Source organism: Pseudomonas sp. NMS19W, from assembly GCF_051554255.1.
In the GTDB taxonomy this organism is placed as follows: domain Bacteria; phylum Pseudomonadota; class Gammaproteobacteria; order Pseudomonadales; family Pseudomonadaceae; genus Aquipseudomonas; species Aquipseudomonas kribbensis.
In genome coordinates, this window is record NZ_CP136718.1 from 2,604,575 (window position 1) to 2,617,213 (window position 12,639).

Annotated in this window: 10 protein-coding genes and 2 pseudogenes; 7 read left to right on the forward strand and 5 right to left on the reverse strand. The window is 59.5% G+C overall.

Going from position 1 to position 12,639, the window contains the following annotated elements:
• Positions 1 to 22: 22 nt before the first annotated feature.
• Complete coding sequence (locus R1A29_RS11620; RefSeq protein ID WP_438301554.1) at positions 23 to 1,369, forward strand: MFS transporter; 1,347 nt, start codon at positions 23 to 25, stop codon at positions 1,367 to 1,369.
• A gap of 15 nt (positions 1,370 to 1,384) precedes the next feature.
• Here R1A29_RS11620 and mntP read toward each other — a convergent pair whose 3' ends face one another.
• From mntP to R1A29_RS11635, 3 genes and pseudogenes are all read right to left on the reverse strand, one after another.
• Entirely contained in the window at positions 1,385 to 1,948 is a 564-nt protein-coding gene (gene mntP, locus R1A29_RS11625) for a manganese efflux pump MntP (protein ID WP_432219446.1), read from the reverse strand.
• Positions 1,949 to 2,156: 208 nt separating this feature from the next.
• Positions 2,157 to 3,553 (reverse strand): annotated as a pseudogene (locus R1A29_RS11630) (ATP-binding protein).
• Complete coding sequence (locus R1A29_RS11635) at positions 3,550 to 4,212, reverse strand: response regulator (RefSeq protein WP_119429240.1); 663 nt, start codon at positions 4,210 to 4,212, stop codon at positions 3,550 to 3,552. Before R1A29_RS11635 ends, R1A29_RS11630 begins: the two are co-directional and overlap by 4 nt.
• A 170-nt stretch (positions 4,213 to 4,382) precedes the next feature.
• On the opposite strand from R1A29_RS11635, the gene R1A29_RS11640 reads away from it, so the two are divergent.
• Genes R1A29_RS11640 through R1A29_RS11660 form a run of 5 tightly spaced genes read left to right on the forward strand, consistent with a single transcriptional unit; the run spans position 4,383 to position 9,180 of the window.
• Complete coding sequence (locus R1A29_RS11640; RefSeq protein WP_114882494.1) at positions 4,383 to 4,649, forward strand: PepSY domain-containing protein; 267 nt, start codon at positions 4,383 to 4,385, stop codon at positions 4,647 to 4,649.
• Positions 4,649 to 5,194 carry a cytochrome b/b6 domain-containing protein gene (locus R1A29_RS11645; protein WP_438301555.1) on the forward strand — a complete coding sequence of 182 codons (546 nt, stop codon included), beginning with the start codon at positions 4,649 to 4,651 and terminating at the stop codon, positions 5,192 to 5,194. The genes R1A29_RS11640 and R1A29_RS11645 overlap by 1 nt, the downstream gene beginning before the upstream one ends.
• 51 nt (positions 5,195 to 5,245) lie before the next feature.
• Positions 5,246 to 6,541, forward strand: a complete 1,296-nt coding sequence (locus R1A29_RS11650) for a sialidase family protein (protein ID WP_438301556.1) — start codon at positions 5,246 to 5,248, stop codon at positions 6,539 to 6,541.
• A complete protein-coding gene (locus R1A29_RS11655; RefSeq protein ID WP_438301557.1) occupies positions 6,541 to 7,143 on the forward strand; it encodes a hypothetical protein in 603 nt (200 codons plus the stop codon). The genes R1A29_RS11650 and R1A29_RS11655 overlap by 1 nt, the downstream gene beginning before the upstream one ends.
• A 3-nt stretch (positions 7,144 to 7,146) precedes the next feature.
• Positions 7,147 to 9,180, forward strand: a complete 2,034-nt coding sequence (locus R1A29_RS11660; protein ID WP_438301558.1) for an LTA synthase family protein — start codon at positions 7,147 to 7,149, stop codon at positions 9,178 to 9,180.
• Positions 9,181 to 9,215: 35 nt separating this feature from the next.
• On the opposite strand, the gene R1A29_RS11665 is transcribed toward R1A29_RS11660, so the two are convergent.
• Positions 9,216 to 10,898 carry an MFS transporter gene (locus tag R1A29_RS11665; RefSeq protein ID WP_134826597.1) on the reverse strand — a complete coding sequence of 561 codons (1,683 nt, stop codon included), beginning with the start codon at positions 10,896 to 10,898 and terminating at the stop codon, positions 9,216 to 9,218.
• A 1,067-nt stretch (positions 10,899 to 11,965) separates the two neighbouring features.
• On the opposite strand from R1A29_RS11665, the gene R1A29_RS11670 reads away from it, so the two are divergent.
• A complete protein-coding gene (locus R1A29_RS11670) occupies positions 11,966 to 12,175 on the forward strand; it encodes a hypothetical protein (protein WP_438301559.1) in 210 nt (69 codons plus the stop codon).
• Positions 12,176 to 12,308: 133 nt separating this feature from the next.
• On the opposite strand, the pseudogene R1A29_RS11675 reads toward R1A29_RS11670, so the two are convergent.
• Positions 12,309 to 12,455 (reverse strand): annotated as a pseudogene (locus R1A29_RS11675) (transposase); the annotation flags it as partial.
• Positions 12,456 to 12,639: the final 184 nt, after the last annotated feature.

The window sequence follows — 12,639 nt, forward strand, 5'->3', positions numbered from 1 at the left end:
AACAACAAGAGGAGCACCCCACATGGCCAGTCACCCTGAACGTACGACGGGTTCACCGTCGGCGCTGAGAACCTTCTTCGTCTCCGGCATGGGCACCGCCCTGGAGTTCTATGACTTCGTGATCTACGGCACCGCCGCCGCGCTGGTGTTCCCCAAGGTGTTTTTCCCGCAGATGGACCCGCTCACCGCGACCCTCGTAGCCTTTGGTGCATTCGGCGCGGGGTTCTTTGCCCGGCCGTTGGGCGGCGTGGTGTTCGGGCATTACGGCGACAAACTCGGCCGGCAGAAAATGCTGGTGATCACTTTGCTGTTGATGGGGCTGAGCACCTTCCTGATCGGCTGCTTGCCGGGTTACGCAACAATCGGCGCGGGTGCGCCGGCGTTGTTGGTGCTGTTGCGACTGGTGCAGGGATTTGCCGCCGGGGGCGAGTGGGGCGGGGCCGCGCTGTTCGGCATCGAATCGGCACCCGTGGGGCGTCGAGGGTTGTGGGGCAGCTTCACCAGCATGGGCATCGGCATTGGCGGGATTCTCGGCTCGGCCGTGTTCGCCGTGGTTAGCGTGGCGGCGAACGATGACCTTGCCGGGTTTGCCTGGCGCATTCCGTTCTGGCTGGGTGGCGTGCTGGTATTGGTGGGGTTGTATGCGCGGTTGCAGAAACCGGCGCAGTCGTTGGGCGAGTCAAAGGGACACGGGCGCATGCCGCTGATTGAAGCGTTGCGCGCACGGCCTCGGGCCATGTTGCTGTGCACCGGCATCGCGTTTGGCTACGTGACTATCGCCTACATCGGCAGCACGTTCTTTCTGTCCTACGCCACGCAACTGGGTTATGGCAGCACCGATGCGCTGATTTTCGACATCGCGTTATCGGTTGCCATCGTCATCACTGCGCCGCTGTTTGCCTTACTGTCCGACCGCATTGGCCGGCGCAAGGTGATGATCCTCGGCGCGTTCATCATGGCTTGCGGATTCTTCCTGTTCTTCCCGTTGGTGGGGCTGAAAAGTCTGTTGGTGTCGACGTTCGCCTACATCGTGATCGGTGCGTTCATGGGCGCAACGCAGGGGCCGATCCCGGCGTTTCTCGCCGAGCAGTTTCCACGGGACATGCGTTATTCAGGGATGTCGGCGGCGTACCAGATCGGTGCCGCGTTGGGTGGCGGGACGGCATCGAGTGCGGCCACGGCCATTCTGATTGCCAACAACCACGACGCGTTTGGTGTTGCGGTGTACGGGGCGGTGGCGCTGGGGATCGTGGCGGTCTGCTCGTTCTTCCTCAAGGAGACCGCGCACCTGAGCCTGGAACAAATCGACGCGCCATCAAGTGGCGCGCCGACCTCTGCAACAGTGCCGGGGCGTTTGCAGACACCCTGACACCGGGATTCGGGATCAGGCCGAAAGGTGTTCGTAGAGGATCGTCGCGCCGACAATCATCAGCACTACGCCACCGACGATTTCCGCACGTTTGCCGACCACGGTACCGAGCACCCGGCCCAGCATCACGCCAATGGTGACCATGGTCATGGTCGCGAGGCCAATGGCGGCAGCGGCTACCCAGATGTTCACATCGACAAACGCCAGGCCGACGCCGACGGCCAGGGCGTCGATGCTGGTGGCCACGGCGGTGACCGCGAGAATGAAGAACGAGTGCTGCCCCGGTTTTTCTTCTTCGGCTTCCTCATGTTTGAGGCCGTTGTAGATCATGTGCAAACCGAGTGCGACCAGCAGGGTGAAGGCGATCCAGTGGTCCCAGCTTTCCACCCAGCGGGTGGCGGCCTGGCCGATGAACCAGCCGATGACCGGGGTGATTGCTTCGATGACGCCGAAGATCAGCCCGGTGCGCAGGGCTTCGGTGATGCGAGGTTTGTGCAGGCTGGAGCCCTTGCCGATGGCGGCCGCGAAGGCATCCGTGGACATGGCGAGTGCGAGGAAGATCAGGGAAACAGGATTCACGGGCAATACTTCCAGTCGGGCCATGAGTCAACGACACAACCACACGCCCGACTTTCGGCATGGATGTGTCGTCGGTCTCACCAACCCGAAGGTGTTCGCACCACGGCATGTTGCCGAATATGTTGATACGAACGCTTCCGAGGGGCTCGGAAGCAGGTTACTCCCCAACGAAGGCCCGGATCATAGGCAGGCAAACATGAAAATTTCGTTAAATGCCCGGCGCAGGTTCTGCTGATCCCGCAGGGATTCGCAGCTCGGCGCACAGCCCGCCCTCAGGCCGGTTGTACAGCTGCAGGGTGCTGCCGATCTTGCTCACGATCATTTGCACGATGGCCAGCCCGAGACCCGCGCCATTGGCGTGACCCTCGCTGTAGAAGCGTTCGAACAACCGCGCGTATTGCTGCTCATCGATACCGGGGCCGGCATCTTCGACGCTGATCGACACCGAACCGCAGGCCTGTGGTTGCACCTGAATCCGCACTTCGCTGCCGGGGGCGCGAAGTTCAGCGCATTGGTTACCAGATTTTGCAAAGCGATGGCCAACGCCACCGGATCGGTATCGACCGGGCAGTGATGATCGCTGTCGAGGATCAGCTCGACGTCTTTCTCCAGGGCCAGCGGTGTCAGCTCGGCCAGTTCCTCGCGCACCAGCGCGGTCAGTTCGATACGGGCATTTTGCGGTGATGCCAGACGCGGCTCGATGCGCGCCATGGTCAGCAACTGGCTGGCAATGCGTGTGGCGCGGTCCACGGCGCTGACCAGAAACTCCAGCGCTTCCTCGCGCTGTTGCGGGGTGTTGGCCAACTGCGCGTTCTGCGCATGAATCCGCAGGATCGCCAGCGGCGTGCGCAGCTCGTGGGCGGCGTCGGCGATAAAGCGTCGCTCCCGGGCCAGCAGGTTGTCGATCTGTTGCAGCAAGCGGTTGAGCGCGGTCTGCATCGGCTCGAGATCCTGGGGCAGGGGGCTCAGGTGCAGGGGTTTCAGGGTGTCGGTATCGCGGCCGCGAATCGATTGGGCCATGGCCCGCAATGGCTGCAAGCCCCAGCCGATGGCCAGCCAGATCAAAATGGTCAGCAGCGGTACGCCGATCAGGCTCGGCCACAAGGTATGGCCGACGATGCGGGTGATCAGGTCCTGGCGGATGTCGTCGCGTTCACCGACCCAGATCAACAGGCCTTGTCGCGGATCCTGGAGCAGGAAGGCGCACCAGTCGCGGCCGTTCTCCATCAAGTCATGGGCGCCGAGAGTGGTGGGCGGTGCATCCAGAATCGGGGCTTCGGCGGAACGCATCAGCAACTGGCCGTCGTTGCGCCAGACCTGAAAGGTCAGCCGCGTCTCGTAGGGATGCGCCGCCTCGCCATCGCCGTCACCGTCCCGGCTCATCGCCTCGTCGAAGGCCTGATGCAGGCGCTCCCAATCGTTGTCTCCGGGCGCGCGCTGGGCCAGCACGCCTTGCAGCAGGCGGGCGCTTTGCGCCAGTTGGGCGTCGTAGATTTCTTCGATTTCATGGTGGCTGTAGCGCAACACCGCCCAACTGATCAGCACATCGCCGAGCAACACCAGAAACAGCACCGGCAGCAGAATCCGCGCGCGAATCGAGTTCATGGCTTGAGCTCCACGACGTAACCCACGCCGCGCACGGTGCGGATCAACTCGGCGGAAAGCTTCTTGCGCAGGTTGTGGATCAGCACCTCCAGGGTGTTGCTTTCGACCCGTTCCTGCCAGCCGTACAGCGTGCGCGACAGGCGCTCGCGGGTGACAACCTTGCCAGGCCGCGCCATCAGTTGATGCAACAGCTGATATTCCATCGGCGTGACCACCACCGTGCTGCCGCGCCAGGTGACTTGCTGGCTGATCGGGTCGAGGCAGACGCCGGCGTGTTCCAGCACCGGTTGCGCACGGCCCTGACTGCGCCGCAACAGAGCGCGGATGCGTGCCTTGAGTTCATCGACATCGAACGGCTTGACCAGATAATCGTCAGCGCCGGCGTCCAGCCCGGCGATGCGTTCGGCGGTGCCGTCGCGGGCGGTGAGGATCAGCACCGGCAAATCATGCTGGCTGGCGCGCAGTTGTTGCAGCAGCGCCAGGCCGTCGAGCCTTGGCAGGCCGAGGTCAAGCAGCAACAGATCGAAGCTTTCGCTGCGCAATGCGTGCAGCGCGCTGACGCCATCCTGTAGCCAGTCGAGGGTGTAGCCCTCGTTGCTCAGGGCGACGCGGATGCCCTGGCCTAGGGCGCGGTCATCTTCGACCAGAAGTAGGCGCATGGCATTTTCTCTGTGGGAAATAGGGCGCGTGTCCGGCGGCATCATGCCGCTCGCCTTGCTGCCGTGGCAGCCCCTGAACCGGCGAAGATGTTACGACTCGTTGCCAACTAAGCTTTCGTTAAGCTTGGTTTTGCACAGTGAGGCCTTTCCCATCCAGCGAGAGTGCTTCCATGCGCAAACTTGTGCTGTTGTCCCTGATTGTCGCCAGCCCCCTGGCCGTCGCCGGCCCGCAATGCACCACGGCCGAACGTTCGCAGTGGCAGGACCAGAAGGCGTTTCAGGAACAGCTGAAATCCCAGGGCTACGAAATCAGCAAGTTCAAGGTCACCGACGGCAACTGCTACGAGATCTACGGCTTCGACAAGGACAAGCGCAAGGTCGAGATCTACCACGACCCGGTCAGCGGCAAAGCGGTGAAAACCGAGATCAAGGGCTGATGCCACGGGAGTCCCTGCGCCTCTGGGACCCGGTGGTGCGGGTGTTTCACCTGTCCATCGCCGGGGTCTTTGCCGCCAACTACTTCTTCAATGAAGCCGGTGACGACTGGCATGTCTGGCTCGGTTATTACGCCGTGGGCTGGCTGCTGGTGCGTCTGGTGTGGGGATTCGTCGGGCCGCGCAGTGCGCGCTGGTCGGACTTCTGGCCGACGCCATCACGGCTGGCGGCCCATGCCCGGTCGCTGATCGCCGGGCGACCCGAGCATCGTCTCGGGCATTCGCCGATCGGTGCGCTGGTGATGATTTTGATGCTGCTGGCGATGTTGACCGTCGGCCTCAGCGGCTGGGCCATGGAAGAAATCGATGCCCTGTGGGGCGCCGACTGGCCGCTGCAAGTCCACGAAACCGCCGCCGACGTGCTGCTGGCGCTGGTCATCGTGCACATCGCGGCGGCGCTGTTTGAAAGTGTTCAAGTGCGCGACAACCTGCCGTTGTCGATGCTCACCGGGCGCCGGCGTCGTTTGCCGGACGATCCGGGCCCGTGACAGGGATGTCCTTTCGATGGATTGCCATCTCGTAACTGCCATGAGCTGCCTATGCGTGCCTTGTCCTTTCGTTTGAAATTCGTTGTCGCCGCGCTTGCCGTGAGCCTGATTTTCCTCGCAGCGTGGCGCAGTCACCCGGAGCATGTGCTGGCGCCGTTCGCGGTTGAAACGCCTGCCGCTCAGGCTTCGGCGAATGCGGCCGAGCCGATGTACAGCAGCCGTTTCGTGTCCTCGGAACTGGATGATTTCGTGCACTCGTCTTCGGTGACCGCGCTGCCCGGCGGCGACCTGATGGCCGTGTGGTTCGCCGGCTCCCGCGAAGGCGCCGCCGACGTGCAGATCCGCACCGCGCGCTTCAACGCCAAAACCGCAGAGTGGGGCGCCGAACAGGTACTCGCCACCCGCGAATCCACCGTCGCCGGCACCCAGCGCTACATCCGCAAACTCGGTAACCCGGTGATCGCCCTCGCGCCGGATCAGCGCTTGTGGATGTTCTACGTGTCGGTGTCCGTCGGCGGCTGGGCCACCAGTGCGATCAACGTAATGTTTTCCGATGACCTGGGGCGCAACTGGACGGCGCCGCGACAGCTGATCACCTCGCCGTTCTTCAACATCAGCACCCTGGTGCGCGCCGCACCGGTGTTTCATGCCGATGGCTCAATCGGCCTGCCGGTCTATCACGAGTTCATGGGCAAGTTCGCCGAATACCTGTACTTGAGCGCGGACGGCGCCGTGATCGACAAATTCCGCATCAGCCGGGGCAAGCATTCGCTGCAACCGACCATCGTGCCGCAGGACGAACGCCGCGCCGTGGCGATGCTGCGTTATGCCGGTGAAACCCATCACAAGGTGCTGGCCAGCCGCACCGAAGATGCCGGGCAGACCTGGAGCGAACCCTATCCGCTGGAACCGGCCAACCCCAACTCGTCGCTGGCGGCGGTGGGCACCGTTGATGACGGTTTGCTGGTGGCGCTCAATGATCTGCGCGACGGTCGCTTCAAGCTCAGCCTTTACGGCACCGATGCGAATCTCAACGACTGGCGCAACGTGATCGAACTCGACCAGTCCCCCGATCCCCTCGGCCAGCCGTTTTCGCCCGAGGCCTACAAGGCAATTATCGGCGAGGGCTTTCGCGCCTCCAGCGGCGCGCAGCGTTTGCCACTGGAGCAACGCTTCCTGAGCAACCTCGACTACCGCGTGTGCAAGCCCGAAGGCTGTGAATTCGAGTACGAATACCCGTATTTCAGCCGTGGCAGCGATGGCCTGTATCACCTGGTTTATTCCTGGAACAACACCTTCATCAAACATGTCAGCTTCAATGATGCCTGGCTGGCGGAGCGTCTGTGATGCTGTTTCTCTGGCAAGCCCATTTGAGTTTCATCCTGCTCGGTTTTGTTTTGCTGGGCTCCTTTCAATTCACCCAGCGCTGGCGTCCGTGGCTGTTGCCGGCGCTGGCGCTGGTCAGCTTCATTCCGCTGGGCGGCCTGCCGCTGGCGGCGTATGTGCGCAGTTTTACCGATGACCTGGCGATTACCACGCTGGTGTTTCTTGGCTGGGCTGCGTTATTGCGCCTCGGTGTGGTTCAACCCTTGAGAATGTTTTCGCGGGTGCAGGTGCTGGGATTGTTTGTGGTGCTGACGGTGCTGCTGTACCCGGCGACGATGGGTCTGACCTATGTCGATCCTTACCGTTGGGGCTTCAATCCTCGGCCGATGATTGTGGTGATCGGGCTGGCGACTTTGGCACTGCTGTGGCTGCGTAACACGCTGGGCGTGGCGATGCTGGCGCTGGCCACGTTGGCATTCGCGCTGCGCCTCAAGCCTTCGGAAAACTACTGGGATTACCTGATAGATCCGCTGCTGGCGGGTTATTGCCTGATTGCCGGATTTGGGCTTTGCATTAAGGCAGCGTGGCATTTCCTGCCATCTCAACGAACGACACAGAGGTAAACGATGGGGTGGTTGCAATCGCGTCGCCTGCGCTATGGCGTGGGCGCGACAGGTCTGGCGTTTCTGCTGTTTGCCTTGCTGCGGCTGGTGTTTTTGCTCGGATTCTCCGGGGTGGATGCCGCGCAGTTCTTTGCCGACCCGCAATGGCTGCAAACCCTGGGCATCGGCTTTCGTTTCGATCTGAGGCTGGCGCTGTTGCTGGTACTGCCACTGGCCGTGGTCGCGTGGCTGCCGCGCTGGAATCTGACCACCGTGTCGCTATTGCGCAGCGTGGGCCGGGTTTATCTGTTGCTGGCGTTGGGTCTGATCGGTCTGGTGTACATCATCGACTTCGGCCATTACGCCTACCTCGGCGTGCGGATCAACGCCACGGTGCTGCGTTATCTGGAGGATGCGCAGATTTCGCAGCAGATGGTTTGGGAAACCTATCCGGTGATCTGGATTGCGCTGGGCTGGCTCGCGGTTCTGGCTCTGTGGTTCTACGGTTTTGTGCGGCTGGAAAGGCTGACGCTGGCTGGTGAACCTCAAGTGATTCGCCGTAGCTCAGTCGCCGTAGGCGCGGGACTCGGCGTGGTGGCCGTCCTGCTGGCGCTGTTGGGCCGGGTCGACAAACTCAACCTGGAAAACCCGGTGCCGTTGCGCTGGAGCGATGCGTTCTTTTCCGGCAACGGGCAGATTGCCGCCGTGGGCCTGAACCCGGTGCTGTTCCTCTACGACACGCTCAAGGCCGGGCAGGCGCAGTTCGATGAGGCGCAGGTGCGGGCGCATTACCCGGTCATTTCCCGTTATCTGGGTGTGGATCGGCCGGATGTGCAAAGCCTGACATTCGAACGCCGGCAATCCGTGCAGCCATACAACGTCGCGGCCGAGCGTGCGCCTAACGTGATGTTCGTCATGCTCGAATCCCTCGGCACCAGCGCGGTGGGCGCGTATGGCAACCCGTTGAACCCGACTCCCAACCTTGATCGGCTGGCGAACGAGAGCTGGTTCTTCAAACATTTCTACGTCCCGGTCACCGGCACTGCAAAAACCGTGTGGGCAAGCATCACCGGCGTCCCTGACGTCACCCGTCAGGAGACCGCCACCCGCCATCCGCTGATCACCAACCAGCGCACGCTGATCAATGCCTTCACTGATTACCAGAAGCTCTACATGATTGGCGGCAACGCCGGTTGGGCCAACATCAATGCGCTGATCCAGCAAAGCATCGACGGCGTGCGCCTGTACGAGGAGCGCGACTGGCGTTCGCCACGGGTGGATGTGTGGGGGATTTCCGATCTGGATCTGTTCAAGGAAGGCGATGAGATTCTGCGCGCACTGCCCAGGGAAAAACCGTTCTTCGCCTACGTGCAAACCTCGGGCAATCACCGGCCGTTTACCATCCCCAAAGACAACGATGGCTTCGAGGTCAGCAACCTGTCGCTGGAGCAGGTGCAAAACGCCGGCTCACGTAGCGTCGAGCAATACAACGCGGTGCGGCTGCTGGACTTCAACATCGGTCGCCTGATGGAACTGGCCAAGGCCGGCGGCTATTACGACAACACGATTTTCGTGTTCTTCGGCGACCACAACACGCGCATCAGCCGCATCCCGCACATGCCGCCGGCCTTCGAACAACTGGGGCTGGAAAGCAACCATGTGCCGATGCTGATTCATGCGCCGGGGCTGCTGAAACCCAAGGTGATTGAAGAGGCGGTGGGGCTTGCCGACCTGTTGCCGACGGTGGCGGGCATGGCCGGCGTGGCTTTCGACAACCGCGCCATGGGCCGCGACCTGCAGCAACCGGCGCCCGAAGGCGAGCGAGTGGTGCCGCTGGTGTTGCGCGAGGGGACATTTCCGCTGATCGGCGGAGTAACCAAGGATCACTTGCTGCAGATGCAACACGACGGCAGCGCGCCGACGTTGCACGACCTGAAATCGGCGACACCGCTGGAGAACGTCGCCGACGCGCATCCCGAGGAGTTTCAACGATTGGTCGAGCTGACCCGAGGGCTGCATGAAAGCGCACGGCTGATGCTGTATCGCAACGTGCGTTGACGGCCCTCTCTCGAGGAAAGAGGGCCGCTACGGTTTCAGGTGTGATGGATGTCGCGATCCTTGGTTTCCGGCATGAAGAAGATGCCGAGAATCGCCGTCATCACCGCGATGACAATCGGGTACCACAAGCCGTAGTAGATATCCCCGGTGGCCGCGACCATCGCAAACGCCACCGTCGGCAGGAACCCGCCGAACCAGCCGTTACCGATGTGGTACGGCAGCGACATCGAGGTGTAGCGGATGCGCGCCGGGAACAGCTCGACCAGCCACGCTGCAATCGGGCCGTAGACCATGGTCACGTAGATCACCAGTACGGTCAGCAGGAGCAAGACCATCGGGTAATTGGTCTTGGCCGGATCAGCCTTTTCCGGGTAACCGGCCTCTTTCAGCGCAGTGCCGAGACTGGCGGTGAAGGCGTCGTTGCGGGTTTTGAAGTCAGCGGCCGGCAGGGCGGTGCCTTCGAAACTTTCGATGACCTTGTCGCCGATGCGCACCTGGGCCACGGTGCCCGGTTCCGCCACGACGTTTTCATACGGAATCGCCCGTTTGGCCAGGATGGTTTTCGCCAGGTCGCAGGAGCTGGTGAATTTGGCCTTGCCCACCGGATCGAACTGGAACGAGCACTGGTCAGGGCTGGCGACCACTTTGACCGGGTTCTTTTCCTGGGCGATGAACACGTCGGGGTTACCGTACTGGGTCAGCGCGTGGAAGATCGGGAAGTAGGTCACCGCCGCCAGAATGCACCCGGCCATGATGATGCCCTTGCGCCCGATGCGGTCGGACAGGCTGCCGAAAATCACGAAGAACGGCGTACCGATCAACAACGAACCGGCGATCAACAGGTTGGCGGTCTGCGGGTCAATCTTCAGGGTTTGCAGCAGGAAAAACAGCGCGTAGAACTGCCCGGTGTACCAGACCACCGCTTGCCCGGCGGTGCCGCCGAGCAGGGCCATGATCACGATTTTCAGGTTGTCCCAACGGGCGAAGGATTCGGTCAGCGGCGCCTTCGACGCCTTGCCTTCGGCCTTCATCTTCATGAACACCGGCGACTCGTTCAGTTGCAGACGGATGTACACCGACACCGCCAGCAGCAGGATCGACAACAGGAACGGAATCCGCCAGCCCCAGGCCTCGAACGCCTCGGTGCCTAGCGCGGTGCGGCAGGCCAGAATCACCAGCAGCGACAGAAACAGCCCCAGCGTCGCCGTGGTCTGAATCCACGAGGTGAAATACCCGCGTTTACCCTTCGGCGCATGCTCGGCCACATAAGTCGCCGCGCCGCCGTATTCACCGCCCAGCGCCAGACCTTGCAGCAGTCGCAGGGTAATCAGAATGATCGGCGCCGCGACCCCGATGGTCGCGTAACCGGGCAGGAAACCCACAATCGCCGTCGACACACCCATGATCACAATCGTGATCAGAAACGTGTGCTTGCGTCCGATCATGTCACCCAACCGCCCGAACACCACCGCCCCAAACGGCCGCACCGCAAAACCGGCGGCGAAGGCGAGCAGGGCGAAGATGAAGGAGGTGGTCTCGTTGACCCCGGCAAAGAAGTGCTTGGCGATGATCGCGGCGAGCGAGCCGTAGAGGTAGAAGTCGTACCACTCGAAGACCGTGCCGAGGGACGAAGCGAAGATGACCTTGCGCTCCTCCTTGCTGACACTGTGGTGCGGATGCGGCGCACTGCCGGTGGACATGCTGTCGAGTACGGCCATGGGTGTTCTCCGTCGTGCTTGTTGTTATAGGCCGGAGCACTTCATCAACGTCGCGTACCCGAGGCCTTTGGCTGGTGCTGGAGCAGGTGTTTCGTGGAGCGTGCACAGACTCTCGACCTCGCGGGAGGGCGGGGTTTCTTTGAGCATAATTGGGATTGGGGGGATATCCAGTGGGGGCGGCGCGTGGAGATGGATGGGGGGCAGGAACGGAATGAGCTAAATGAGTTCGTATTCTTGTTTTCTTATGTTTTTTCATAATTTTTATTGTTCAGAATAGGTATTAAAAACTGTCATTTCTATCAGGTGTGGTTTTTGGTGTTTGTGTTGATACTTTGCTTGTGGGTGTGCAGAAAATAAATCTGTCCCCTTTGATTTCCCTTTGATTTGTCCCCTTTGATTTTAGGAAATGAAAACTACAAAGCCACATTGAATGCCGCACATAACTATTCAAGGACTTTATCATGGCGACCTCACTACATAGAGAAACCTCCAAATTTTCCAATTTTTTTTCAACACCCATTCTATTGAAAGCATACTGCATTGCTAGTCTTCTACTATTTGGCGAACTTTCCTACGGAGATAAATGTGAAGATGCCTGGAATGCTAGCTCGGCCCACAATTCTTGCTACCTGAATACTCCAATAACCACTGCCCAGCCAGCGGACCCTAGTCGTGGTGATATTTACTGTGTCGTCAACGTAAAATGCCTAACAGGCAATACAGTTCCGATGGATCCAGATAATTTGAAATCCCGTGAAATTAAAGAGAAAAAAGATAGCATCAGAAACATACTGCCTGACACACTAAAATACATGAATAACTGCAATGGAACGCTGGAGCGCATTTGCGAGTAGAACAAGAGCAATTAACGGAGGATGAAGACTCTGATGGAGTAACAATTTACGACAAAGATTAATCAGGAACCTGGATTTAAGAGGCGAATTTATTTAATTCGATTATTCCGCAGAAAATAAATCTGTCCCCTTTTGTTGTCCCCTTTTTGTTCCGTGTCCTATTTGGTTTTTTGATTTTTATTCTTTTTTTGTTGTCTGTTGGAGGTCGAGGTCGTGAAAAAACTATTATTGATAAATCTCCCGCCAGAAACATTGCTAACAGATTCTCATCTTCAAGCCAAATTAAGAGGGATTGGTATTAAATTTGATGCTATTCAGATTGATAGATCAAAATCAAAGGCCTTGGTTTACGTGAATAATGCCGAACCGCTAAAGGGGATTTTAATCAAAAGGGGACAGATTTATTTAATTGTCCCCTTTTGATGTTAAGTACTTTTCTCTGGTGGTCCCCGCTCTCTGAATTGAATACGTCTACCGGCGATTTTCTCGATTTCGTCGACGAATTTCATTCAAATAAAATAAATCTGTCCCCTTTGATTAGTCCCCTTTGATTATTTATACCTAATGCTTCTTTGAGTTCGCGCAGGTCAGAGAGATAGCGTTTGAAATCCTCCGGTTCGGCGAACACAACCTGCCTGTTGTGGCCACGCTGCACGATATGGTGCGGGTAGTGGGGAAGCACGATACGTCCCGTCCTGGGCATGAGTTTTCCTACGTCCTTGTTTTGACGGATGAAGTTTAGAAGGTGGCGAGGCTGAGGCAGGTTGGATGTGTCAGAGAATGAATCTGTCGAGGCTAAGGGAATGAATTAAATAAGCCAGTATGCGCTGTCTCTTATAATTGCTAAGGGTGTTGGTTGTTCTGAATCAGTATTAAAAACTGTTATT